Here is a 26,588-nt window from a genome sequence, read left to right on the forward strand (position 1 = left end):
TATGGAAATCCTTGTTAGTTAATTGGTCAGTCGTAGTTTTTTTTCACTCCCGAATCGGAACATCAAAGCGGATGATTAAAAAAACGATAACGGCAAGCGATAGAAACAAAGCCTTGCCGAGGTGCGTATAGTGCAGTCTGAGCGCAAGGAACATAACAAAGTAAAATCCGATGGACCAGATGAAACTCCAGCCATGCTGGTAAGTAATCCGTTTAAAAAGAAACCATAAGTACTCCAAGGCGGAAAAGCCGGCAACCCATGCCAGGTAATATGCGATTTTCTTCCCCTTCGTCATGGGAAAGAAATGCAAATAGAGCATGGCGGCCGACGGCAGCAGCACGAATGTATTCAAAAGATCCGATACTTTGTGACTCAATAGCCAGTCGGGGTGGAACTGCCAAGTCAGATGCTTTTTGGCTAAAAAGTTATACAAAAGATTGCATAAAGACAAGTATACGACGGTCGGATAGTAGTTCCTCCAATGCTTGATCGCCCCCGTAACAATAGCTGCCGTTAGGAAGGCCGCATTCGTCAACAAGATCATCCTGCCTATCCTCCCAATGCAAATTCGTAAGCTGCGGCGAATATATGCCAACAATGATTCCGCCATATTATTTGTATCGCCATCAAATTTCGCAGATATTCGGATATGGAAACGATCGTAAAAATTATTGAACCGGCTGTAAAAAAATTGAATGACAAGAAAGCTATTCCTTGCTATTCTATATGTAAGCGCTTCCTCTAATAGCAAATCTACACGGTGATTCTCTTCATAAGCTTTTAAAAACCCTTCCGAATCGTTTTCATCATGTCGAAATTCTACTGGTCTAAGTTGTGCGGCTCTGCAATATAAATATCCCGAATTATGAAGTGGATTTCATGAAACCCATTTCATTCATATTTTCGGGAATATAAAGAACAGGAGGGATGCTAATGAATTCGGCAGCCGAACCGACAGTGCTGCGAAGAGGACACTCGAAACGAACGAGCTCGGGTTTCAGAAAATTTTGGAATAATAGGACGCTGCTGTTGATGTGCTTGCCCGCCATCGCCTTTTTCATTGTATTCGCTTACTTGCCGATGCCCGGCTTGTACCTTGCTTTCATTAATTACAATTACTCGGACGGCATCTTCCGCAGCCCGTTCGTCGGCTTTAACAATTTTCGGTTTTTGGTCATCAACGGCGATTTGTGGCGTCTCACCTTCAACACCGTCGCTTATAATCTCGCATTCATTTTGCTGGGTAACGTGCTGCAAATCTTTGTCGCAGTGCTGCTCAACGAGCTAAGAAGGAAGTGGTTCAAAAAAATTTCGCAAACGCTCATGTTTCTCCCTCACTTTATTTCCGCCGTACTGATCGGCTTGATCGCCTACAACGTGCTTAGCTACGATTACGGTTATTTGAATGTCATGCTGCGGTCGTTCGGCATGGAGCCGATCAAGACGTATTCCAATCCGGATATTTGGCCGTTCATCATTATCCTTACATATCTTTGGCAGTCCACGGGGTACGGATCGATCGTTTATTTTGCGGCGATCATGGGGCTCGATAACGAAATCGTAGAAGCTTCGGAAATCGACGGAGCCAACGCGTTTCAGCGGATTTGGTATATCGTGCTGCCGTGGCTGAAGTCGACGTTCATCATCTTGCTGTTGTTCTCGTTAGGCGGGGTTCTCAAAGGGAACTTCGGACTGTTTTACAACTTGGTCGGGGCGAACAATACAAGCTTATATGCGACGACGGACATTATTGAAACCTATGTATTCCGTACCTTGATGAACAACTTCAATTTCTCGATCGGCAGCGCCGTCAGCTTGTATCAGTCGGTATTCGGATTTGTTGTAGTCATAACCGCGAACTGGCTTGTACGGAAGCTTTCGCCGGAAAATTCGCTGTTTTAAGGGGGGCGGCACATGGAACGCGAATCGGAGCATTCGACTAGCAGCATTCGCACGGATGTAAGCGGCACCGTCATTACAATTTTCGGCTACGCCTTTATTTCGTTCTTTGCGCTGTGCTGTCTTTTGCCTTTTTTGCTCGTGCTGGGAACGTCCTTCACGGCGGAAATGTCGATTAAGAAGTACGGGTTCAATTTTTGGCCGCGGGAGTTCAGCACGTTCGCTTACAAGATCGTTTTTGAGAATCCGGGTATGATCTTAGGTTCGTACCTGGTGACCATAGGAATCACGCTCGTCGGCACCGCGGTCGGGCTGTTTCTCGTCGCCATGACCGGCTACGCGCTGCAGCGTCCCGATTTTCAACTGCGCAACGGGATATCGTTCTTTATTTACTTCACGACGTTGTTCTCCGGCGGACTCGTTCCGTTCTACTTGCTGATGACGCAATATTTGAGCTTGAAGGATAACTACCTTGCGGTGCTGCTGCCGGGGCTCATGAGTCCGTTCCTCATTATCATGATGAGGGCGTTCGTCAAATCGATTCCGCATGCGATTACCGAATCGGCGAAGATGGACGGCGCAGGCGATTTCACGATTTTCACAAGGCTGATTTTGCCGATGACGACACCCGCGCTCGCTACGATCGGTTTGTTTATCGCTTTAGGCTATTGGAACGAATGGTACCATTCGATGCTGTTTCTTTCGTCGGATCTGAAATATCGGCCCATTCAATTGTTTCTTTACAACACAATCACCACCGCCGATTTTATCCGGAACTCTGCTGCGGCATCCAACGTAGAACTCCGGGACGTGCCGCTCGAATCGATGAAGATGGCGACGGCCGTTGTGGCGACGGGACCGGTCATTTTGTTTTATCCGTTCGTGCAGCGATATTTCATCAAGGGCATTACGGTCGGAGCGGTCAAAGGCTAACGGTGGGACGGGGTCTGCGCAATCGTTACGGACCTCTACACATACAACCATTCATGTTGTCGAAGATCCAAAATCGGGGAGGTAGAACAAATGTCGAAGGCAAGGAAATGGTTCACTCTGCTTATGGCGCTTGTACTCGCGGCAGGTATCGCGGCTTGCGGCAGCGGCGGCGGAAACGGCGGCGGTGATGGAAACGGCGGCAAGTCGGCCGGGGAAAGCACGGAAACCGGAAAATCGGTGGACACGCCTTCAAGCGGAGACACCGGCGATATCGACACCTCGAAATTCGTCAAAATCAGCCATGTCGTACTAGGAAATAAACCGACGAACGGGCAATTCGAAAAGGTGATGGAACAAGTCAATGCCAAGATGAAACAAAAAATTAACGCCGAGCTCGAATGGAAATGGGTCGAATGGGCGGATTGGCAGACGAAATACAATTTGCTGCTCGCTTCCGGAGAGCCGCTCGATCTGATTACGATCGGGACGGACTGGCTCGATACGTGGGGCAACGCACAGCGGGGCGCGTTCATGAATCTCGACGATTTGCTCCCGAAATACGCGCCGATAACGTGGAATGAAATTCCGGAGGAGCACTGGGCGGAGAGCAAATTCAACGGGAAAATCGTCTTAATTCCCGAGGACAGCTACACTCAATGGGTGAATCACGGATTTTTCTACCGCGGGGATTGGGCGAAGGAAGCGGGCATTACCGAGCCGATCAAAGATTTTGAAGGCATCGGGAAATATCTCCAATGGGTCAAGAATAACAAATCGGACGTCATTCCTTGGGACGCGACCGGGGCGGCCGGCGTTTGGGACGGCTGGGTCACATCGTACACCGACGCTCTCGGTTTGCCGATGTCGACGGGCTATATGCCGATTTTCTACACTAAATCTTACGACGAAAAATATACGGTTGTGAGCCCGGTATTCGACGAAACGTTCGTCAACTTTGCGAATACGATGAAGGAGTGGGGAGACAAGGGCTTTTGGCGCGAGGACGTGCTGAACAATAAAAACGACAACCGCGCGGCGCTGAAGGCGGGATTATCGGGTCTCGACCAGCATCATACGCAAACGTTCAGCGGTTTGCGCGTAGACATGGACAAACAGCAGCCGGGCTCCGAATTGCAGATGTTCCCGTTCGGCCGAACGAGAGGGAACCTGCTCGAGCTGTCGATTACGCACGGGGGCACATCGGTCGGCGCGCACAGCAAAAACCCGGAGCGGGCTTTAATGGCTTACGATTTGATCCGGAACGACGAGGAAATTTACCGCTTGATCAACTACGGCATCGAAGGCGTGCAATATGAAATCAAAGACGGCAAACGCGTTCGTCCGGAAGGGTACGACGATGCTAGGGACGGCTTCTACTCCGACTTCTGGGGAGGGCGCGTCGACAAGCTTGAAATTCCGAGCGTGACGACGTGGGATCAAATCGAGGAAACGCTGTACGCGGAATATGATCAGTATAAGAAGCCGTTCCCTTACGGTCAATTTGTGTTCGACAAGACGCCGGTCGAGGCTGAAATTACGGCGATCTCTCAAGTTACGGGGGAGATGGGGGCCGCCATTTCGTACGGAAAAGCGGGCGACCCGGTGCAGGCGGTGGAGCAATTCCGCCAAAAGCTGAAAACGGCCGGTTATGAGAAAGTGCTTGCGGAGCTTCAGCGTCAAATGGACGAATACAAAAAAATGATGGAGAAATAAGCGGTTGTATGCAGTTCAGTTCCTGCGGATATCCCCTATGCAGACGATGCATAGGGGGTATTTTCTTTTCCCGGCGGACATTTATTTTTATAGGGGAAATGCTTTAATTTTTCCGTTATGTAAACGCAATCATTGGATTATAATGGAGCTGACGGCAAGCTGGGTTATTGACATTATTTAATAGAAGTTAGGAAGTACATTACTAGAGCGAAGGAGATCCGATATGAAGAATGCACCGATCCCCAAACAGCCGCTGGTTACGCATATTTACACTGCCGATCCTTCCGCGCACGTATTCGAAGGGAAAATTTATATTTATCCTTCGCACGATCTGGATCACGACGGACCCGATAACGACAACGGCGATCAATATGCGATGCAGGATTATCATGTCTTGTCCTTGGACAATTTCGAATCGCCGATCGTCGATCACGGCGAGGTTCTTCACTTGAACGACATTCCTTGGGCTTCCAAACAGCTGTGGGCGCCGGACGCCGCTTATAAGAACGATACTTACTATTTGTTTTTCCCTGCGAAGGATCACGACGGAATTTTCCGGATCGGCGTCGCGACCGCTTCGTCGCCGGCAGGCCCTTTTACGCCTCAGCAGAGCTGCATCGAGGGCAGCTTCAGCATCGATCCGGCCGTGCTGGTCGATGACGACAACCGTGCGTATATGTATTTCGGCGGTTTATGGGGGGGCCAGTTGGAGAAATGGCAGACCGGATCGTACGAGCCGAACGCTTCCGGCCCGGCCGGTGATGAGCCTGCTCTAGGGCCGCGCGTTTCGCTGCTGAGCGAAGACATGCTGTCGTTTCAAGGCGAGCCGCAGGAAATTTCGATCGTCGACGAGTCCGGCACCCCGATAACGGCCGGCGACGAGGACCGGCGCTTTTTTGAAGGGCCGTGGGTGCACAAGTATAACGGCTGGTACTATTTGTCCTATTCGACGGGGACGACGCATAAGCTCGTCTATGCCGTCAGCCGCAATCCGATGGGCCCGTATACATTCAAAGGAACGATCCTCACTCCGGTCATCGGCTGGACGACCCACCATTCCATTGTGCAGTTTGAGGACAAATGGTATTTGTTCTATCACGACAGCTCCTTGTCGGGAGGCGTGAATCACAAGCGCTGCGTGAAGTATACGGAGCTGAGCTATAACGAGGACGGGACGATCCGGACGATCGATCCTTATAAAGAGTCTTAAGCCGGACAGCCTTGGGGGCGATGCTTCGATGAGAATGGTGTTTCGTTGGTTCGGCGAAGGCAACGACCGGGTGTCGCTTCGGCAGATCAAGCAAATTCCCGGCGTGGAAGGAATCGTGTGGGCGCTGCACGACGTTCCGGCGGGAGAGGAATGGCCGACGGAACGAATCGCAGCCGTCAAGCGCCAAGCGGAGGAGCACGGCTTTCATATCGATGTCGTGGAAAGCGTGAACGTCCATGAGGATATTAAGCTCGGTTTGCCCTCGCGGGATAAGTACATAGAAAACTATAAGCGAACGATCGAGAAGCTCGGCCAGGCCGGGGTGAAGGTAATTTGCTATAATTTCATGCCCGTATTCGATTGGATCCGCACCGATCTGTACCGGGAGCTGGAGGACGGTTCAACGGCGCTCTTTTACGAGAAGAGCATGCTGGAGCATATGGATCCGATGGAGCTTGTACGCAGCATCGCGGACAATCCCGATTTCACGATCCCGGGATGGGAGCCTCAGCGTCTTCAAGCGTTGTCCGAGTTATTCGCCGCTTACCGCCATGTAACCGAAGAACGCTTGTGGAGCAATCTGCAATATTTTTTGGAGGAAATCGTTCCGGTCGCCGAGCGGAGCGGGATCAAGATGGCGATTCATCCGGACGATCCGCCTTGGTCCGTCTTCGGTCTGCCGCGCATTATTGGCGGTCATGAGAGCATCCGGCGGCTGCTGAAGCTGGTGGACCGCCCGTCGAACGGAATCACGCTGTGCAGCGGCTCGCTCGGCGCCAATCCGTCCAACGACATTCCGGGGATGATCCGGGCGTTCGCAGACCGAATTCCGTTCGCCCATATTCGTAACGTGCGCGTATACGAGAACGGAGATTTTATCGAGACGTCCCACCGGACGACTGACGGAACGGTCGATATTGTCGGCATTGTACAGGCGTATCATGACATCGGCTTTACGGGGTACGCCCGGCCGGACCACGGCAGGCATCTGTGGGGCGAGCAGTGCCGCCCCGGCTACGGGCTGTACGATCGGGCCATGGGAATCATGTATTTGTGGGGCATCTGGGACACGCTGGAGCGACGGAAGGGAGGCGGGGTGACAGCGCATGCAGGGAATTCATAAGAGCTTAGCGGGCAAGGTAGCCGTCGTCACCGGCGGAAGCGGCGTCCTGTGCGGCGCGATGGCCGTTGAATTGGGCCGCCAAGGCGTAAAGGTAGCCATACTGAACCGCAGGGCGGAGAATGGGAAGGCAGTCGCGGACGCGATCCGAGCGGCGGGCGGAGAGGCCATCTCGATCGCATGCGACGTGCTGGATGCCGAGAGCGTGGCCGGAGCGGATGAGGAAGTGCACGAACGCTTAGGCCCGTGCGATATATTGATCAACGGCGCCGGGGGCAACCATCCGGATGGAACGACCGCGAAGGAAACGTTGAAGCTTGAGGATTTGGGCAAGCCCGGGCTGCGAAGCTTCTTTGATTTAACTCCCGAAGGCTTCAGCTTCGTCTTCAATCTGAATATTCTCGGCACGCTCATCCCTACGCAAATTTATACGAAACGGATGCTCGGCCGCGAAGGCTGCACGGTCATCAACATGTCCTCGATGAGCGCGCCGAGTCCGATGACGAAAGTGCCCGCCTATAGTGCAGCCAAGGCCGGAGTGGAAAACCTCACCAAGTGGCTGGCCGTCCACATGGCGGATGCCGGCATTCGGGTAAATGCGATTGCGCCGGGGTTTTTCCTTACGGAGCAAAACCGAAGTCTGTTAACCGAGCCGGACGGAAGCTTGACCGAACGCGCGCACAAGATCATTGAGCATACGCCGATGAAACGGTTCGGCAAGCCGGAAGACTTGCTCGGCGTCCTGTTGTGGCTGATCGATGCCGAGCAATCCGGCTTCGTAACAGGGGTCACGATCCCTGTGGACGGCGGCTTCATGGCGTATTCGGGAGTATAAGGATATGACGAAAAAGCAATGGAGCGCCGGACAAATTATCGAGCGATTGTTTCAGCCGGCCGCACGGCAGGGAGCGACGGTCGACGGAATCGTTGCGGGGTCGCCGGACACCGTCGTGACGGGAATCGTAACGACTTTCGTGGCATCCCAATACGTGCTGGAGCAAGCGGCCGCCCTTGGGGCCAATCTGGTCATTACGCATGAAGGGATATACTACAGCCATCATTCCAATACGAGTCCGTTAACGGGCGATCCCGTGTTTTTGACGAAGAAAGCATGGGTCGAAAGCTCCGGCATGGTCGTATATCGCAATCACGATCACATCCACCGCAGCTTGCCGGATCGGATTACGAGCGGACTCATAGAGGCTTTGGAATGGCAGGACGATGTTAAGGAGCAGCTACCTGAAGCTAGTATTGTACGGATTCCGGTCATGGAGCTTCGGGAGCTGATAGCGGCTTTGAAACAGAAGCTGAAGCTCCCTTACGTCCGATTCGTCGGCGATCTGACCGCGCCATGTTCTAGGGTAGGCGTCGCTGTCGGATATCGCGGCGTCGGGGCGGTCGCCGTTCCTTTATTCCAAGATTGGGAGCTTGACGTCTTGATTGCCGGAGAAGGCCCGGAATGGGAAACGCCGGAGTATGTGCGGGATGCGCTCCACCAAGGCCGAAAGAAGGCGCTTGTTTTGATCGGCCATGCGGCAAGCGAAGAGCCCGGCATGCGGCGGCTGGCGGCGCAGCTTCAAGAAGGTTGTCCGGACATACCGGTTTATTTTATATCCGATCCGCAAGGAATACGGATTTTGTAACGGCAGCCGGACGCCCGGCTGCCGTATTTTCTTCCCCCGCTCCCCACCCGTTCGCGAAAGCATAGGAATAAGAAAATTAACAACTTTCATTTTGTGCAAATCAAGTTATGATTAATGTAAGCACTTTCAATGGAAGGGGTTTATTTTCTCGTGAAGCTAACCCTCAATAACTTTCGTTTACGGAACAAAATGCTCATTGTATACTTTCTGTCCGTGTTCGTGCCGATCGTTTTTACCAACATTGTTTTTTATAATGTCACGATCGAAAATGTGAAGAAGCAGCGTATGCAGGACATCTCAAGGGCCGTCGAGCAAATCAAACAGGAATTCCGTTCCGAAATCGAGGATGCGGTCGGCATTTCGGGCGTGTTTTATACGGATCTTCTGCTTAACGAGATTATAGAAGCGGATTACGACAGCCCGATCGATTACCTCGAGGCGTACGATTCCTATTTGCGAAGAGTGCTCAACAGCTATGCGCCCGTATATCATTCGGTCCAGGCGATCACGGTATATGTGGACAACCCCACCATGCTGCATTCCGGAGGCATCGGGTATATTTCGGAGGAAGTAAAGAACAAAGAATGGTATCGGATCATTACCGGCATGAAATATTCCGCTCCGATTTTTTTGCGGACCGAATCGAACGGGGCGAAAGATACATTCAGTATCGTCCGTAAGATGGATTTCGTGAGCGGCCAAAATTCTCGGGAAAAAATATTGAAAATCGATTTGCGGACTTCGGCGATCAACCAAATTTTCTCCAATCTGAATTTGCAAGGCAACATCTATCTCGTTAACGAGAAAGGAGTAATCGATTATACGACGGATAAAAGCGTGGATTGGAGGAAGGAACACGTAGCCTTCGACAAGCTTTCGCTCTCCGAAGGCACGATTACGCTCGAGACCGATTACGCGTACGTCAATTATTTGGACGGCTGGCGCATTATCGGGACGATCTCGGAGAACGAAGTACTGAAGGAAGTGCGGAAATCGCGCGACTTTATCGTGTTGCTGGCAAGCGTCAATATGGTCATTCCGACGTTCATCATCATTTGGTTTACGAGATCGTTGAACAATCGATTGGCCCGGATTTTGAAGCATATGAAGAAGGTAAAAAACCAGCAATACGACACGATCGATCATGCGGAATCCCGCGATGAAATCGGGCAGCTGACCGGCGAATTCAACCGGATGACGCTGCGGGTCAAAAGTTTGATCCAAGACGTTTACATGGCGGACCTGCAAAAGAAGGATCTTGAACTGCAGAGCCGTTATGCGCAATTGAACGCCTTGCAGAGCCAAATCAATCCGCACTTTCTGTTTAACGCATTGGAGGCGATCCGGATGCGCAGCTTGATCAAGAACGAGCAGGAAACCGCGAAAATTATCCGGAATATGGCGAAAGTTTTGCGAAATTCGCTCGTTTGGCGAAAAGATATGGTCACCGTCAGGGAAGAAATGGAGTTCATCGATTGCTTCCTTGAGATTCAAAAATACCGGTTCGGAGACAAGCTCGTTTACCGGCTGGAAGTGGAAGAGTCGGCCTACGATTGCCAGGTGCCTAAGATGGCGTTCCTGCCTTTTGTGGAAAATGCGAGCATCCATGGCGTGGAACCGCTGAAGGGGAACGGTCTGATCGAATTGACGATCGGCGTTTCGCAGGACAAGCTCCTATTCGAGCTTAAGGATAACGGAGTCGGAATGGATGAAGAAAAGCTTCGGGAGCTGCGGGACTACCTGGGGAGGCCTGAGGAGATGGGCGACCGCATCGGCGTCCAAAATGTCGTCTATCGCTTAAAGCTGTATTACGGCGATCGTTTCCGCATTCAATTCGACAGCGAGCCGGGGAAAGGAACCGTCGTCCGGATCGCCATCCCGTTGGAAAACAATCGGTATTCCGTCGCTTGATATACTTTTCTAAATAGAAACTATAGATTATGCGGTTAACTGAAATTCAGCTAACTTCTATAATGAAAGTGCTTACATTTAACATCTTTATTTGAAAGGGGTTAGCTTTTGCTATGGCGAAAAAGAGGTTACTGCTCATCCTGCTGGCGGTCGTCATGACGGTTTCCATGCTTGCGGGCTGCGCCGGAAACGGCGATAAAGGCGGCAGCGGCGAAAACGGAAAATCGGCTGCGGAGTCGTCCGGCAATGAAGACGCCGGGACCGGGGAACAGTCCGAGAAACCGCTCGACAAAGTAACGTTCACTTACTTCAACGGTGTGGCCGGCAAGAAGGATATCAACTCCAACGAGACGACGATCGGCAAAGCGCTTGAAGATCAAACCGGCGTCAATTTCAAACTGGAATACCTCGTCGGCGACCTGAATACCAAAATCGGTACGATGATCGCTTCCAACGAGTATCCGGACGTGCTTGTTCCGGACGCCGCGATCGATAAAGTGATCGATGCCGGCGGCTTTATCGACCTGACCGAATACATTGAGAAATATCCGAACCTGAAGAGAGTATTCGGCCCTTATTTGAATCAAATGAAAGCTCCCGACGGGAAAATTTATATTTTGCCTTTTTCAACGGTCGTAGGGGAGTACGTTCCGGACCCGAACATCAACCAAGGCGCATACTGGGTACAGCGCCGGGTGCTGAAGGAAGCGGGTTATCCGAAAATCCGGACTTTGGACGAGTACTTCAAGCTGGTTGAAGATTTCGTGGCGAAGCACAAAGACGAAAATTTGACGGGCTTTCTTACCTTGACGCACGACTGGAGATTTTTCGCGACCTCCAACCAGCCGATGCATCTGCTCGGTTACCCGAACGACGGCAACGTGATCGTCGACATGAACACGTTCGAAGCGAAAACGTACGCAGCCTCCGAGGCAACCAAACGCTGGGCGCAGAAGATGAACGAAGTGAACGCGAAAGGCTTGTTCGACAAAACTTCTTTCGTCGATAACTACGATCAATATATTGCGAAGCTGGCATCTCATAAAGTCGTCGGATTTTTCGATTACGGCTGGCAGATCAACAATGCGCAGCTCAACTTGAAGGACGCCGCGAAGAAGGATCCTTCGCAGGACGATTTCGTGTATTTCCCGCTCCCGGTTACGTTTGACGGAGGCAAAGAGCAATATCTCGATCCTCCGGGCTTCGTGAAAAACCGCGGCGCAGGCGTTACGGTCAGCGCCAAGGATCCGGACCGCATCATGGCGTTCTTCGATACGCTGCTTAAAGAGGAAAACCAAGTGCTCCGAAGCTGGGGTATTAAAGGCGAAACGTACGAAGTCGACGGGAACGGCCGCTTCTACCGCACGGCGGAACAAATCGCCAAAATCGACGAACCGTTCAGAGAACAATTCGGCTTCAAATATTTCGATTGGGATTGGCCGCAATACAATACGAACTCCACGCTGTCGGACGGCAACGCGCTGTCGCCGGGCTTGCAGCCGGAAGTGTTCCAGATGGGACTTACGGCGGAAGACAAAGCGATTCTCGAGAAATACGGCGTAAAGACGTATTCCGAAATGTTCGCCGCACCGGATAACCGTCCTTGGTTCCCCGCGTGGGGCATTCCGAAGGAGCAAGGGTCGCCGCAGCAAATTTGGGAAACGAAGAAAGACGAGCTCACGAAAAAATATATCCCGAAATTGATTTTAGCGAAACCGGCAGATTTCGAATCGGTATGGCAAGAGTATATCGGCGAGTTCGGCAAGCTCGATACCGCCGGTTACGAAAGCTGGTATACGGAGCAAATCAAGAACGTGCTTGATTCTCTGAAATAATAGCCATGAGTGAAGCGAAAGGCCGGCTTACTGCATCGCACATTATGCAGTGCGCCTCCAGCCGGCCTTTCCTCTTGCTCTGCCCCCGATGCGGTTCCGAAAAGGAGAGAGAGAAATTGGAGAACGATACAACACTGCCGACTTCCGCCAGGGCGAACCCGAACCATTCGACGGGAATCAAGTTGTTTATTAAGAAGCTGTTCCAGCAGCGGGCTCTTGTTCTCATGTCCGTTCCGTTCCTGATCTGGCTGTTTATTTTTAAATATGTTCCTTTATGGGGATGGACGATCGCGTTTCAGGACTTTAAACCGGCCAAAAAAATGTTCGAACAGAAATGGGTAGGCTTCAAGCATTTCGAATTTTTGTTTCAGGACGAAGCTTTTCTCCGCGTGCTGCGCAATACGCTCGCTATGAGCGTCATTAACCTCGTATTGGGATTCGTCACGGCGATCACGCTTGCCATTCTATTAAACGAGCTGCGCCAAGTCGTATTTAAACGCGTCGTACAAACGATCAGCTATTTGCCTCATTTTATCTCATGGGTAGTCGCCGCAAGCATTATTTCCACCGCTTTGTCCGCGGACGGCGGCATTGTCAACGAATTGCTGATTTGGCTCGGACTCATTAAGGAGCCGATTTTATGGTTGGGAGTCGGAGAATACTTCTGGGGCATTCTCGGCGCATCCGAAGTATGGAAGAACGTCGGTTGGAATACAATCGTTTATTTAGCGGCAATGACGATGATCGATCCGGCGCAGTATGAAGCGGCGGAAATCGACGGAGCGGGGCGCTTTCAGCGCATTCGGCACATTACGCTTCCGGGGTTGAAGCCGGTCATCGTTATTCTCCTTATTATGAACGTTGGAAATATATTGGAGACGGGCTTTGAGCCTCAGTATTTGCTCGGCAACGGAATGAACGTGGATTTTTCGGAAAATCTGGAAATCTTCGTACTAAGATACGGCATTTCGATGGGGAACTTCTCGCTGGCGACCGCCGCGGGCATTTTTAAGACCGTCGTAAGCTTCATACTGTTGTTCTCGGCGAATTCCATCGCCAAGAGACTGGGAGAAGCCAGGCTGTTTTAGCGCATTTAACGAGCAAGGAGGGGCTGCAACGTGGAACATGACAAAAAGCTTTACGGCCGATACCATTCTCCGGCTGACCGCATATTTGATTTTTGCAACATCGTCTTTATGTTTCTGCTGATGACGGTCACCTTGTATCCTTTCATAAACATGCTGGCGGTTTCGCTCAACGATGCCAACGATTCGATTAAAGGCGGCATCTATTTGTGGCCGAGGGTGTTTACTTGGGACAATTACGAATATGTGTTTAAGGAAGCGACCATTTTTCATGCCACGTTAATTTCCATTCTGCGAACGGCGGTCGGCACGTTGGTAACCGTATTTTGCTCGGCGATGGTCGCGTACACGATCAGCCGGCCGGAATTCGTGCTTCGGAAATTCGTTACGATCGCTTTCGTGCTTACAATGTATTTCAACGGAGGGCTCATTCCGAACTTTTTGCTGATCCGGGAATTGGAGCTGCTGAACAGCTTCTGGGTATACATCGTTCCCGGCATAATCGGAGTGTTCAACCTCATTATTATTCGTTCCTTTATTGAAGGGCTGCCCGAGGGCATTATGGAATCGGCCCGGATCGACGGGGCGGGCGAATTCGCAACCTTCATCAAGATCGTTCTCCCGCTTTCGGTGCCGGTGCTCGCAACGGTAGCCTTGTTTACGGCGGTGTGGCAATGGAACTCCTGGTTTGACGTCTTTCTGTATAACTCATCCACGATCGATCTCAGCACGCTGCAGTATGAGCTTATGAAAATATTGCAAAACTCGAACGCTTCCATGTCGGCGAGAACGGCGAGCGACGCCTTTGCCAATTCGCAAAATGCGAGCGCCAACTTCGTTACGCCTACTTCCGTACGCGCTACCATGACGATCGTTGCGAGCCTGCCGATTATTATGGTTTACCCATTTCTGCAAAAATATTTCGTGAAAGGGATGACGCTGGGCGGAGTGAAAGGGTAACGGGTGAGCCTTCGGCTGCTATGCCGAAGGTTTTTTTATGGGAATATTGTATAACAAGGTCGTTTATCCTTGAAGTGTTGCTCCTCTCGTTACCCCTGCGGTCTAACGGACATCACAGACGTTATTACGCCAATTTACCCGCCATTGCACCGCTAACGGACACCACAGACGCTAAACCCCGATTTTTGGCGATGATCCCTGCTTTTTCGAGGCAATAACTGCAATGGTGTCCGTTACAACTGCAAACGCGATTCAATACGCCGAATAACTACATCTCTGTCCGTTAGAAAGAACCGCAAACCATCCGAATAGGATTGCCCCGATACCTGGATTGCCGCTCCTAACAGTGAGCAGTCGGGAATGAACATAGATGTCGAACATTTTACAGCCAACTTTATCGCTTTGTACGGAAATTTGTCGAAATGAGTCAAAATATATTGACATGGGAGCGCTATCACAACTAAATTTATAGAGTATCAAGGTTAGTAGATTATCGACAGGAGCGATTACATTACATGAAGAGACGTTTAATGCTTACGGTAGTATGCTTGCTGACAGCTTCCATGATCGCCGCTTGCGGCGGCAATACGAACAATAATGCCGACAACAACGGCGCCGGCGACGATACGGGCAATGGCGGAGCGAAGAAACGCGTCGTCCTCGTCACGCCGGAGAAGATCGGCGTCAATCAGTTTTTCACACAGATGGAAGACGGACTTGAACAAGCGGGGAAAGATTTCGACCTCGAAACGAAAGTGATCGAATCGACGGATCCGACGCAGGTGGAGCAAAATCTTCGCGCGGCGGTTGCCGAGGGCTATGACTTGGTCATTACGGCGGCGTTCAGCGCTGCGGATGCGCTGACGAAGGTTGCGGCGGAAAATCCGAATCAAGCGTTCGCGATTATCGATACCGTCGTCGACGCGCCGAACGTGCGCAGCATCGAGTTCCGCGAACACGAAGCGGCTTATTTGATGGGTGCTGCCGCAGGCCTTTCGACGAAGACGAATACGGTCGGCGCAATCGTTGCGATGGATGTGCCGCTGCTGTCCAAATACACGTCCGGCTTCGAGCAAGGGCTGAAATCCGTCAATCCCGATGCGAAGCTGCTCGTGAATTATGTCGGCAGCTTTACGGACCCGGCCAAAGCGAAGGAATTGGCGCTTCTGCAAAATCAGCAAGGGGCGGATTTCATCGCGGGCATGTCTGCCGTAGGCGATACCGGCGTATTCGAAGCCGCGAAGGAGAAGGGCTTCTATACGGCCGGCCAAGATACGGACAGAACCGTAGAGGACCCGGAGCATATCGTGCTGTCGCAGCTGAAAGAGACCGACACCGTCACGTATGAGACGGCGAAAGACTTCGCGGAAGGCAAGTTTACGTACGGCTCGGTCAGCTACGGCTTGAAAGAGAACGGAGTCGGCCTCACATTCGTAACCGCCGATTCGCCGTCCGGCTTGAGCCCGTTCATCGGGCAAGAGAACGTGGACAAGCTGAAGGCCATTCGCGAAGACATCGTATCGGGCAAGATTGAAGTGAAAAACCCATTGGCTCAATAATAGAAGAATAACGAGCGAACCGGTTGCATGGGGCAGCCGGTTCTATTGTTAGAGAGCATGAAGTGGGAAAGGCATCCAATCCCAGTTGAAGGAGGCACGGCTGAGTTATGCTGCTCCAACTTGAGAAAATTACAAAGCGTTACGGAGATCTTACGGCGAACGATGAGGTCGATTTCACGCTTGCCGAAGGCGAAGTGCATGCGATCGTAGGCGAGAACGGCGCCGGGAAATCGACGTTGATGAAGATTCTGTATGGCGAAGAGCAGCCGACGTCCGGCCGGATCGTTCTCGGCGGCAAGGAGATGGCGTTCGGATCGCCTGCCGACGCGATTGCGGCCGGGATCGGGATGGTGCACCAGCATTTTATGCTGTTCCCTTCTTTTACCGTTGCGGAAAATATCGTCATCGGCCGGGAGCCGCGCAAGGGCGTCGCATTTAACCGTGCGGATGCGAACGAACAGGTGCGCGCGTTATCCGAGCGATACGGCATGCCCGTCGACCCGAAACAGCCGATCGGGGACTGCCCCGTCGGCATCCAGCAGCGGGTAGAAATTCTGAAGGTGTTGAATCAGGGCGCCCGCATCGTCATTTTGGACGAGCCGACCGGCGCCTTGACGCCGCTTGAGGTCGAGGAGCTGCTCAAGTCCATCCGGCAGCTGGCCGGGCAAGGGATCAGCTTCATTCTGATCAGCCACAAGCTGCAAGAGGTCATGAGCGCGGCGGACCGCATTACCGTCCTTAAGGACGGGCGCGTAACCGGTGTCATGAACGCCAAGGATACCGACGCGGACGAAGTGTCCCGGCTGATGGTAGGCCGGGAGCTCGTCCGGCGGGAGAAACGCCGGATCGAACCGGGAGAAGAGATTTTGTCCGTGCACAATGTGACGATCGCAGGCAGCAAGGGGGCGAGACCGGTCCTTAACGGCGTCGATTTGCAAGTGAGGGCGGGGGAGATCGTCGGCATCGCGGGCGTTTCCGGCAACGGGCAGTCCGAGCTGATTCAAGCGATAGCGGGTCTTTGCCGCGTCGATCGCGGAAAAATTATGCTCAGCGGCAAAGACGTTACGAATCAATCTCCGCTGTCCATCCGCAGTGCCGGTCTGGCGCATATCCCGGAAGACCGATATATGTGGGGCGGAGCGAAGGAAGAAAGCATCGCGGATAACGCCGTCATGGGGCATATCGGCGATCACAGCGCGAATGGTATTTTGCATCAAGGCCGCATCCGGGAGACGGTTCGCCGTTTCGTCAATACGTTCAAGATCAAGGCCGGTTCGCCTGAGACGAAAGCGAAGCACTTGTCCGGGGGCAACATGCAGAAGCTGATCGTCGCGAGGGAGATGGCGCACGGCACACCGTTCGTCATTGCCGCGGAGCCGACCCGCGGCGTAGACATCGGCGCTATGGAGACCATCCATGAGGCGCTGCTGAAGCGCCGAGAGGAGCTCGGCGCCGTCTTGCTCGTCTCTTCCGAGTTGACCGAAATTTTGCAGCTGTCCGACCGGATTCTCATCATGTTCGAAGGCCGGATTACCGGCGAGCTGACAGCGGATGAGGCAACGGAGGAACGAATCAGTCTATTGATGGCGGGAGGTATGGACCGGTGAAGCTTTTGAAACGATTGGCATTCCTTCGGGGGGTGGCCGGCTCGCTGACGGCGATTGCGCTCGGCCTGCTCGTCGGCGCGTTATTGATCGTGCTGGTCGGCGGATCCATACTGGATACGTATGCAGAAATGTGGAAGGGCGCATTCGGCAGCTTGTATTTCACGGCAAGCACGCTGGCGAGAGCGACACCGATCATGCTCGTAGCGCTCGGGGCGTCGCTTGCCTTCCGCGCCGGCTTCTTCAACCTAGGCGCCGAAGGCCAGATGATTCTCGGCGCGTTGTCGGCCGCATGCGCGGCGCTGTACATTCCCGGTCCCGCCGCCGCCAAGCTGATTTATGCCTTGCTGTGCGGCATGCTGGCCGGCGGTCTATATTCCGTGCTGGCCGGTTGGCTCGATACGCGGTTCCGTATGAACCTGCTGATTACAACTCTTCTTTTTAACTATATTGCGTCGTTGTTTGCCGGTTATGTCGTTTCCTTCCCGCTGAAGGACCCTGCCAGCACCGGGGCGTCGCAAACGGCGATGCTGGATCGAAGTCTCTGGCTTCCGAAGCTGATGCAAGGCTCGCAATTTCATATCGGCTTTATCGCAGCCGTTGCCGCCGCCGTGCTTCTTGCGTTGTTTCTGCGATATGCGGTGAAGGGCTACGAAATTCGGATGCTTGGCAGCAACCCGCTGTTTGCGGTGTACGGAGGCATCAAGAGAGGCCGGGTCATGTTGCTGGGCATGCTTGCGAGCGGGGCTCTTGCCGGACTTGCCGGCACGTTCGAGGTGCTCGGGACGCAGTACCGCTACACCGACAATATGCTAACGACGCCGGGATATGCTTGGTCCGGCATTATGGCAGCCCTGCTGGCGAATTCCAACCCGATCGGCGCAGCGTTCGCTTCCGTGCTTTTAGCCGCGCTGCAAACCGGCGGTATGGGCGTTGAGCGCAATACGGACATTCCGCTCGAGATTTCCAGCATCATTCAAGCGGCGCTAATCTTGTTCGTGTCGGCGCGAGTGAGCGTCTCGTTCTTCCGCCGCAGAAAGGAGAGAGTGGGCAATGGAAATGCTGCTTGACTGGTCGCTGCTCTCTACGACGATTCGCGTCGTCGCTCCGATCATGCTGGCTGCGCTCGGCGGGGCGCTGTGCGCGAGAGTCGGTCTGTTTAACGTAGCGCTCGAAGGAATGATGCTGACGGGAGCTTTCACGGCGGTGCTAGGCAACTATTTGTTCGAGAACGTGCTGCTTGCCATTCTGTTCGCGTGCTTGTGCGTCGGATTGGTGTCTCTCGTGTTCGCTTACTTAAGCATTCAGCTGCAGGCGAACGCGATTATCGTGGGGGTCGCGATCAATTTTTTGGCGACAGGCGCTACGGCGTTTCTCTTGTTCGCCGTATTCGGCGTGAAAGGGCAATACTATGACAGTGCGATGAAAGGGTTGCCGAAATGGCAAATCCCGATCCTTAAGGATATTCCGGTCGTCGGAGACGTGCTGTCCGGTCATTCTCCACTCGTCTATCTTGCATTTCTGCTGGCCGGTTTGCTGCAATACGTATTGTACAAGACAGTGCTCGGTTTCCGATTGTCGGCGTCCGGCGACAATCCGGCGGCAGCGCAAAGCTTGGGCCTTCCCGTTAAACGGTACCAATACGGCGCCGTCATTGCGAGCGGCGTTCTGTGCGCATTAGCGGGAGCGCAGCTGTCGCTCGGCCAGGTTACGCTGTTTGCCGAGAACATGACGTCGGGCCGCGGCTTCATTGCGCTCGTCGCGACGATGCTAGGCCAGAACAATCCGCTAGGCGTCGCCGCTTCGAGTTTGCTGTTCGGCTTCATGGATGCCGTCAGCACCCGTTTGCAAGGGTTAGCGCTTCCGACGCATTTTACGATGATGCTGCCATATGTGATGACGATCGTTGTCATGTTCTTGTTCAAGGATAAAAGCTATTTGCGTCAATCCGGACGCATGGACGGCAAATAAGAGAGGAGAGCGGATTCGATGCACGATAAAGCCGAACGATTGAAGAAAGCGAAGGTGCCTGCGGCGCAAACGGCAATTCCGGAAGAGCTGAAGCTTAGGCTGCCGCCCGGCCAGACGCTCACCGACCGGTTTCCGATTTTGCACGAGGGCGATGTGCCGGTATATGATCTGCAATCCTGGCGGTTATCTGTCTTCGGCGAGGTCGGCACCCCGCGGTCCTTCACGCTGGATGAGCTGCAGTCGCTGCCGCAGACGCGGGTCACATGCGATATTCATTGCGTGACGCGTTGGTCGAAGTTCGATACCGCATGGGAAGGCGTTCGGTTTCGGGATTTCCTTGCCTTGCTGGATGTGAAGCCGGAAGCGAAGTATGTGATGTTCCATGCGGACGAGGATTATGAGACGAACGTGCCGCTTGCGGACTTGCTCGGCGATGACGTGCTGATGGCGTTCCGATACGACGGCAAGCCGCTGACCGATAAGCACGGCTTCCCGCTGCGGATGGTCGTGCCGCATCTTTACTTCTGGAAAAGCGCCAAATGGGTGCGCGGCATTGAATTTATGAAGGAGGACCGGCCGGGCTTCTGGGAGCGGAACGGCTTTCATAATACGGCCGATCCGTTCCGCGAACAGCGGTTCTCCGGAGACGCGCTGCCGATTCCGGAAGACGAATGGACGAAGAAGGAGTTCGATTAACGATGACATTGCTGCCGATTTTGCGGGTCGATCCCGCCGATATGCCGGAGTTTGCCGTAGTGTGCGGCGATCCGTTCCGGGCGGAGAAAATCGCTCAGCGCTTGGGCGATGCGAAGGAGCTTGCATTTGCGCGCGAATACCGGACGTTCACGGGAACGCACAACGGGGTAACGCTGGCCGTCGTCAGCCACGGCGTCGGTTCGCCGGGGGCGGCCGTCTGCTTCGAGGAGCTGGCGAAGGCCGGGGTGAAAACGGTCATTCGAGTCGGGACGGCCGGATCTTTATCTCCCGCATACAAGACAGGGGACCTGATCGTCAGTACGGCGGCGGTTCGCGAGGAAGGTCTCACGCGCCAGCTCGTGCCGCACGGCTTCCCGGCGGTTGCGGACAGCGCGGTGACGGAAGCGCTGCACGAAGCGGCGCTTGCGAGCGGCGCACCGGGCAAGGTCGGCAAAGGCGTCACGCTGACGATGGACGCGTTCTTCAGCGGCGTGGTGGAATTGCCGCACGATACGTACCGGAAGGCGGGCGTTCTTGCCGTTGAGATGGAAATTGCGGCGCTATACGTCGTCTCGATGCTGCGCGGCATGAGAGCCGGTGCGATCTTGGCGCTCGACGGCGACTCGACCGCGGTCGACGAAGGGTACAACCCGCATCGCGACATCGTATCCGAGGCCGTCGAAGCGGAAATTACCGCCGCGCTGAACGCGATCGCGAAGCTGGCGGGTAAGTAACTGCAAAAGGGATGGATTCCGTGAGCTGATTTTTCAGGCTTCAACGGAAGCATCCCTTTTCTTTTTACAGGCAAGTTATTCCACCGGGTCTAAACGGAATAATGCGGCACCGTGGGGTGCAACCCGAGCGGTTATATCTTTATCGAGCCGCCCGGCTTGAAGGTTTGTCCACAGCTCGGCAGCCGTAACCGAACCCTGAACGTCAAAGAGCGAAAGCGGGACGGTAATATATGTCTCGTTCTCGCCCGTATTAAACATCGCAACATACCGGACGCCGGCCGGACCGTTCGCCGACCAAACAATGCGGTTTCCTTCGCGGAAAACTCGTTTCGCGCCGTAACTGTTCCGGTGCATCTCAAGCACGCTGCGGTTCGTTAAGAGCGACAACGTCCAGTCGTCATTATCGCGCAGCTCCCCGCCGAAAAATAACGGCGAACGGAATATCGTCCACAACGTCATCATCGTAAGCTGCTCTTCGCGCGTAAACCGAGTCCGGCGATCTTCTCCGGGACCGGTTCGAATACAAATATGTCCCAAGGGCAGCATGTCGCAATCCGGCCATCCGCCGTCGCCGGACCGGCCTTGCCAGCTTTCGCAGCGATCGAACATGTCGAGCAGGAAATCCCACCGATCCCAGAAATCATCGGTCATTCTCCACATATTGGCGTGATTTGCGAAAAACTCCGAGAATTCAACCGGCGCAGGTCCGGGGGACAAGCTCAAAACGATCGGACGGCCGCAATTGTCGATCGCGCGGCGGATAAGCTCGATCTCCGGCAGGTGCGACTTGTACAGCCTGGATGCGGCAATATCGTCCACCTTCACGAAGTCGACGCCCCAGGACGCATACAGCTTGAACAAGGAATCATAGTACGCTTGAGCGCCTTCCTTGGAGGCATCGACCCCGTACATATCCGTGTTCCAAGGGCAAATCGAGTTCGCCGCAATGTCGCGGGCGGTGGCGGAGGAATGTTTAATCGGCGTGTTCTTGTGAACGGCTTGGCGCGGAATGCCCCGCATCATGTGGATTCCGAATTTTAGCCCTAAGGCGTGAATCTCATCTGCAAGCGGTTGAAAGCCTCTTCCGCCCGCAGCGGATGGAAACCGGTTCGTTGCCGGCAGCAGCCTGCTGTATTCATCCATCTCAAGCGGGACGAACGGCCGGTAGTATGCCGAGTTTGCACCGGGCTCGTACCATTGAATGTCCACAACGACCGTGTCCCATCCGTATTCTTTCAAATGATTCGCCATATATTCGGCATTGCCGCGAACTTCGGCTTCCGTTACCGCCGCACCGTAACAATCCCAACTGTTCCAGCCCATCGGCGGGGTGGGGGCAGCTTGTCGATGATTCACTTCCTTCGCTCCTTTTCGCTCAACATGATCGCTTTATCTAGAATACGAGAATCAGCATGACGAAATTGCTGTTCGATAAAGCTATGATAGGTGAAGGAAGGCTTCATTTTCTATAACAAAAATGAATAGCGATAGCACAAAATTGCTCTTTTAGTTAATCGAAAAACAGTTTATTGAAATGCAAATTGTTGTTGGCGGCGCGAAACGTTCCCGGCGTGCGGCCTGTCAGTTTTTGAAATACTTTGATGTAGTAGCTTCCTGTCGAATAACCGATTTCCGCCGCGATTTTTTCAATGCTCCAGTCGGTTGCCCGCAGAAGCTCGATGGACTTCTCGATCCGCTTTCGATTGACATATTCGTTAGGGGTAACTCCAGTGTATTTGGTGAAGGTTCTTAAAAAATGGAATTTCGATACTCCTAATTGCGCGGCGAGCTGCTCTTGTCCGACCATCCGGCTGAAATGCGTATCAAGAAATCGAGCGGCCTCCTGTACCATTGCGGGCCACTGCTTCTGATCTTGGACGCTTGAGGATGAGGCTCTCCGTAATTCCATGATAAATTGGTAAACGTAGGAGGATGCTATATAAGGGTCGGTGATTCTTCCGTAATGAGCCGCGTTGCATAAGTCTTTCAGCACCTGGATGGGGGGACTGCCCGGGTCGAGGCATGGAGCCGGGCCGATCGTGGATACGATCTCCTCCCACAGCGGCGCGATCATCGCTGGGCGAATCAATACAAAATAAAACTCCCACGGCACGGAGTTCCCAGGGTGGTAATAGCGGTGATTGCCGGGGATTTCCGCCAGGAAGGCGCGTCCGGAATGCACCCGAAAGGAGGAATCTCCCTTCTCGTACACCCCTTCGCCTTGCATCGTGTACTGAAACAGAAATAAAGGCCCGTCCGTGCGGGTCAAACCGTTCCAATGATAAGAAGAATGACGGATCGTTTCATGTCCCGTCGCGTATAAGCCGCACAGCGGCTGATGCGGCACCTCGTTGAAGCGAAAGCCGTAAATGCCGTACTGATTGTCGGGTTTCATAATGTCCCTCGTTTGAATGAAATATTCCATTCGAAAAACCATTAACATAGTAACATACGTTTGATAGGCAGAGGAGGGGGACAATTGTAAAATTAATCCTCAAAAGTGATTGACAAAATCCCAAATGCAGGAATAGAATTAAAAACAACAAATATTTGAAACCCCTTTCAAGCAAAAGTAGAGTGTGCGTACGAGCCTGTTTATGTACCGTTTGCACCCAAAAGTGGTACCCAAAACAGCCTCGGCAACCACCGTTAACATTAAATTTTTTTTGCTTCACAATGAAACCCGTTTCATGTAACGGGTTCCACAACACTTTTGAGAACTTCAGTTCATTAGCGGGAAACCGGTAGTAGATGTAGACCAAGTGATCGGATAGACCGAAAACGGCGGGGTCTTTGCACCTCATTATGAAACGGGTTTCAGAAAACTCGGATATCACTTTCAAAAATGGGAGGTTTTCGCATATGGAAACGACCGCTTCGGCGCTGCAGCCTGTTCGGCTTTCATCCAATGAGTTCCGCATTCAAGGCAAATCCGAAATTTTGCTTTGCGCATCGCTCTTTTACTTCCGGATTCCAAGAGCTCATTGGCGCGAGAGAATGGTTCAGTTGAAAGCTTTCGGCTATAACAGCATCGATGTTTACTTTCCGTGGAATTATCACGAGCTGGAAGAAGGCGTCTGGGATTTCAGCGGGGAGAAGGATGTGACAGCCTTTCTGCAGACGGCAAAAGAAGTCGGACTGTGGGTCGTCGCTAGACCCGGACCATACATCTGCTCGGAATGGGACGGCGGGGCGCTGCCCGCCTATCTCTACAATGTAGACGGAATGAAGCTTCGCGACAACAATCCGGCGTTTTTGAACGCGGTGTCCAAATGGTTCGGCCGTATTCTCCCCTTGCTCAAGAAGTTTCAAATCGACGAGGACGGAACGGTGATCTGCGTACAGCTTGATAATGAGCTCGACTTCTACGGATGCGCCGACCCGAAAGGGTATATTTCAGCTTTAAAAGATATGGCGACCGGAAACGGCATAACGGTACCGCTGATTGCGTGCGCCGGACAAGGCGGACTAATGGAGGCGTCGGGGCTTGCGGAAGGAGTCGTGCCGACTTGCAACTTTTATCCGAATGACCGCGACCCCGTTTTTGAGGAAAAGGTGCTCCAATACAAAGAGCTGCTTGCCGACATGGGGCTTCCGCTTTTGGTTACGGAGACGAACCGATCCCACTTTTTGCTTAGAAGGCTGCTGTCCTGCGGAGTAAAGCTGCTGGGACCTTACCTGCAAGTATCGGGAACGGATTTCGGATTTACGAACGCAACGAATAATTGGGGCTCGCCGCTAGCATTTTTAACTTCGGATTACGATTTCGGCGGGATGATTTCCCCTGAAGGGCATATTCGTCCGGAGGCATATGAGGGCAGAATGCTTGCGCGAATGATCGAGACGTACGGCGAGTCGCTAACGGAAGCTGACACCGCACCGAACATTCGGGCGGCGGCAGCTCCGAAGGGTGCTGTAGCAGGACCGTATGCATTAAAGCTGCGGAATGGCGGTTATCTTGTATTCGTTTCCAACGTAGGTGAACGGGCGGCGGAAGTGTCCCTTGAATGGGGGAATACCAAGGCGCCCGTTGAATCGAAGCTTGTTATAGAGCGAGGGCGCTCCCTAGCCTTGCCGTTCGGCGTGCCGATGCAAACCTGGGGAGTCGACGGAACGCTTTTGTACTCGACTGCGGAACTGTTCCTGCACAAAAGATGCGGATCGAAAACCGTTCTCGTGTTTCATACGGAGTGCGAAGGGGAAATCGCCCTTCGATTGGATAACCCGACACTGCTCGAGGCAACAAATGTATCCGTAAAACAAACCGAAGGGGTTATCACGGTGACATTCGGTTCGGGCGAGACTTCGGTATGCAGGCTTGAGACCGCCGACGGGCACGGCCATGCAATCGAGCTGGTCGCAATGGACCGGACTAAAGCTTTACTCATCGATGATATCGGCGAGGACGGAAGCGTCCGTTTCGGCGAACCGATCGAATATCGTAAAGAACCCGCCGATGTCCCCGTATCTTGGTCGCTTCATCCTGTTCCGGCGGATCAACCGATGTCTGACGGCTACGCGGCAGCTGGCGTCGACACCGCCGATTACTTGGAAACTTACGGCATTTATCGGGGATACGCGTGGTATGAAGCTGAAGCTAGGGTGAATTCAGACGACAGAACAGCGGGCCGCAAAGGGATTCTCGTGCAAAAGGGCAGCGACATTATCTCTCTCTATTTGGAGAAGGAATATGTAACTACGGTTGTACCGGGCGGCACCGGCCGATATATCGCGATAGGAGAGGAGAGAAACGGCGGCAGCGGCCGCATAGCGGCAAGAGTCGAGATTTGGGGACATACCAATTTCCACGACATTAGGCTTCCGGGACTTCATCTGAACGCCATGAAAGGGTTAAAAGGTCTCGTATCGGTAACGGACGTGATCGATCTCTCCCGAAACTGGAAAGTAAAGTCCGCAGACGACCGGGACGTCCGGGACGACCTGACGTCTCCGGCGGCGGACGACAGAATGTGGCCGATTGTAGGCTTCGGCGGCTGGCTTTCGTCCGATCGTCCGGCTCTCGAATATTACCGCAACAGCTTTGACGCTTCAAGCGCGGCCGATTCGTGGACGATCCATTTCGAGGGGACTCAAGCGCTGGCTCATGTGTTCGTGAACGGGCAAGCTGCGGGAGCGAGCGGTGAATGCGTCGGATCCTTACGTCGATATCAGCTCGTTCGTCAAGCCCGGCACGCGCGCGCAGGTAACGGTGTTTATCGAAAGGCTGCCGGGCTTGCCGGCCGGCAAGCCCGTCGTATACGAAGGGACGGCGGCCAAGGATTGGCGCATCACACCGTGTCAAGAGGAACAGCTGTGGGCGCATGCGGAATCGGCAGCAGCACAGGCGTCGGGCACCGAGCTTCCCTTTTCGATGAACGCGGGAGAAATGGCTTGGCTGTTCGGTGAGGTCGGAGACTCGAACGATGGGAAGGGATGGAGAGTGAGAGCGAAGGGGTCGAATATGAAAATGACCGTGTTTTTCAACGAACGCTTAGTAGGCCGATTATGGTTGCCGGGCAGCCGTTCCCGCCCGACCTTTACCGGCGGAAGTCCGGAAACGTTCTATCTTCCGGGTCCTTGGTTCCGGGACGGAGCGAACCGCTTGGCCGTTCTTCTGGAAGCCTTCGAAGGGGAAGCGGTTTCTCGGTTGGATGGTTTAACGTTTGTACCCGTGTAAATGATTGAAAGTGCGGATTTGGCAGCCTCGCAGAATAG

General features: G+C 53.3%; 22 protein-coding genes. 19 read left to right on the top strand and 3 right to left on the bottom strand.

Annotated features, from left to right (window positions below; genetic code table 11):
- Positions 1–43: 43 nt before the first annotated feature.
- Positions 44–544 (bottom strand): CBO0543 family protein, encoded by a 501-nt coding sequence (locus tag PT964_RS21360; RefSeq protein ID WP_274365387.1) that lies wholly within the window; start codon positions 542–544, stop codon positions 44–46.
- Between the two features lie 389 nt (positions 545–933).
- Here PT964_RS21360 and PT964_RS21365 point away from each other — a divergent pair, with 389 nt between their 5' ends.
- The 17 genes from PT964_RS21365 (at position 934) to PT964_RS21445 (ending at position 20,873) form a co-directional block, all read left to right on the top strand.
- The gene (locus PT964_RS21365; protein ID WP_274365388.1) at positions 934–1,902 is read left to right on the top strand and encodes an ABC transporter permease; all 969 of its coding nucleotides are present in this window, start codon (positions 934–936) and stop codon (positions 1,900–1,902) included.
- A gap of 12 nt (positions 1,903–1,914) precedes the next feature.
- Positions 1,915–2,832, top strand: a complete 918-nt coding sequence (locus PT964_RS21370) for a carbohydrate ABC transporter permease (protein WP_274365389.1) — start codon at positions 1,915–1,917, stop codon at positions 2,830–2,832.
- A 90-nt stretch (positions 2,833–2,922) separates the two neighbouring features.
- Positions 2,923–4,545, top strand: a complete 1,623-nt coding sequence (locus PT964_RS21375; RefSeq protein WP_274365390.1) for an ABC transporter substrate-binding protein — start codon at positions 2,923–2,925, stop codon at positions 4,543–4,545.
- A 223-nt stretch (positions 4,546–4,768) separates the two neighbouring features.
- Complete coding sequence (locus PT964_RS21380; RefSeq protein WP_274365391.1) at positions 4,769–5,755, top strand: glycoside hydrolase family 43 protein; 987 nt, start codon at positions 4,769–4,771, stop codon at positions 5,753–5,755.
- A 28-nt stretch (positions 5,756–5,783) separates the two neighbouring features.
- The gene (uxuA, locus tag PT964_RS21385) at positions 5,784–6,878 is read left to right on the top strand and encodes a mannonate dehydratase (protein ID WP_274365392.1); all 1,095 of its coding nucleotides are present in this window, start codon (positions 5,784–5,786) and stop codon (positions 6,876–6,878) included.
- The gene (locus PT964_RS21390; RefSeq protein ID WP_274365393.1) at positions 6,862–7,710 is read left to right on the top strand and encodes an SDR family oxidoreductase; all 849 of its coding nucleotides are present in this window, start codon (positions 6,862–6,864) and stop codon (positions 7,708–7,710) included. Before uxuA ends, PT964_RS21390 begins: the two co-directional genes overlap by 17 nt.
- A 4-nt stretch (positions 7,711–7,714) precedes the next feature.
- On the top strand, positions 7,715–8,518 hold the full coding sequence (locus tag PT964_RS21395; protein WP_274365394.1) for a Nif3-like dinuclear metal center hexameric protein: 804 nt from the start codon (positions 7,715–7,717) through the stop codon (positions 8,516–8,518).
- 129 nt (positions 8,519–8,647) lie between these two features.
- Entirely contained in the window at positions 8,648–10,429 is a 1,782-nt protein-coding gene (locus PT964_RS21400) for a sensor histidine kinase (RefSeq protein ID WP_274365395.1), read from the top strand.
- A gap of 113 nt (positions 10,430–10,542) precedes the next feature.
- Entirely contained in the window at positions 10,543–12,264 is a 1,722-nt protein-coding gene (locus tag PT964_RS21405) for a type 2 periplasmic-binding domain-containing protein (protein ID WP_274365396.1), read from the top strand.
- A 134-nt stretch (positions 12,265–12,398) separates the two neighbouring features.
- Positions 12,399–13,352, top strand: coding sequence for an ABC transporter permease (locus PT964_RS21410; protein WP_274365423.1), 954 nt, complete (start codon positions 12,399–12,401; stop codon positions 13,350–13,352).
- Between the two features lie 108 nt (positions 13,353–13,460).
- Complete coding sequence (locus PT964_RS21415; RefSeq protein WP_425262781.1) at positions 13,461–14,309, top strand: carbohydrate ABC transporter permease; 849 nt, start codon at positions 13,461–13,463, stop codon at positions 14,307–14,309.
- A gap of 515 nt (positions 14,310–14,824) precedes the next feature.
- Entirely contained in the window at positions 14,825–15,868 is a 1,044-nt protein-coding gene (locus PT964_RS21420) for a BMP family lipoprotein (protein WP_274365398.1), read from the top strand.
- 107 nt (positions 15,869–15,975) lie between these two features.
- Positions 15,976–17,475 carry an ABC transporter ATP-binding protein gene (locus tag PT964_RS21425; protein ID WP_274365399.1) on the top strand — a complete coding sequence of 500 codons (1,500 nt, stop codon included), beginning with the start codon at positions 15,976–15,978 and terminating at the stop codon, positions 17,473–17,475.
- Positions 17,472–18,542 (top strand): ABC transporter permease, encoded by a 1,071-nt coding sequence (locus PT964_RS21430; protein WP_274365400.1) that lies wholly within the window; start codon positions 17,472–17,474, stop codon positions 18,540–18,542. The genes PT964_RS21425 and PT964_RS21430 overlap by 4 nt, the downstream gene beginning before the upstream one ends.
- A complete protein-coding gene (locus tag PT964_RS21435) occupies positions 18,526–19,443 on the top strand; it encodes an ABC transporter permease (protein ID WP_274365401.1) in 918 nt (305 codons plus the stop codon). Before PT964_RS21430 ends, PT964_RS21435 begins: the two co-directional genes overlap by 17 nt.
- 18 nt (positions 19,444–19,461) lie before the next feature.
- On the top strand, positions 19,462–20,139 hold the full coding sequence (locus tag PT964_RS21440; protein WP_274365402.1) for a sulfite oxidase-like oxidoreductase: 678 nt from the start codon (positions 19,462–19,464) through the stop codon (positions 20,137–20,139).
- Between the two features lie 2 nt (positions 20,140–20,141).
- Positions 20,142–20,873 (top strand): nucleoside phosphorylase, encoded by a 732-nt coding sequence (locus PT964_RS21445; protein WP_274365403.1) that lies wholly within the window; start codon positions 20,142–20,144, stop codon positions 20,871–20,873.
- 75 nt (positions 20,874–20,948) lie between these two features.
- Here PT964_RS21445 and PT964_RS21450 read toward each other — a convergent pair whose 3' ends face one another.
- Positions 20,949–22,229 (bottom strand): glycoside hydrolase family 27 protein, encoded by a 1,281-nt coding sequence (locus PT964_RS21450; protein ID WP_274365404.1) that lies wholly within the window; start codon positions 22,227–22,229, stop codon positions 20,949–20,951.
- A gap of 154 nt (positions 22,230–22,383) precedes the next feature.
- A complete protein-coding gene (locus PT964_RS21455) occupies positions 22,384–23,268 on the bottom strand; it encodes an AraC family transcriptional regulator (protein WP_274365405.1) in 885 nt (294 codons plus the stop codon).
- Between the two features lie 467 nt (positions 23,269–23,735).
- Here PT964_RS21455 and PT964_RS21460 point away from each other — a divergent pair, with 467 nt between their 5' ends.
- Positions 23,736–26,279, top strand: a complete 2,544-nt coding sequence (locus tag PT964_RS21460; protein WP_274365406.1) for a beta-galactosidase — start codon at positions 23,736–23,738, stop codon at positions 26,277–26,279.
- Positions 26,245–26,550, top strand: coding sequence for a hypothetical protein (locus tag PT964_RS21465; protein ID WP_274365407.1), 306 nt, complete (start codon positions 26,245–26,247; stop codon positions 26,548–26,550). Before PT964_RS21460 ends, PT964_RS21465 begins: the two co-directional genes overlap by 35 nt.
- The last annotated feature ends 38 nt before the right edge of the window (positions 26,551–26,588 follow it).

This window comes from Paenibacillus thermotolerans (assembly GCF_028745515.1).
Lineage (GTDB): Bacteria > Bacillota > Bacilli > Paenibacillales > YIM-B00363 > Paenibacillus_AE > Paenibacillus_AE thermotolerans.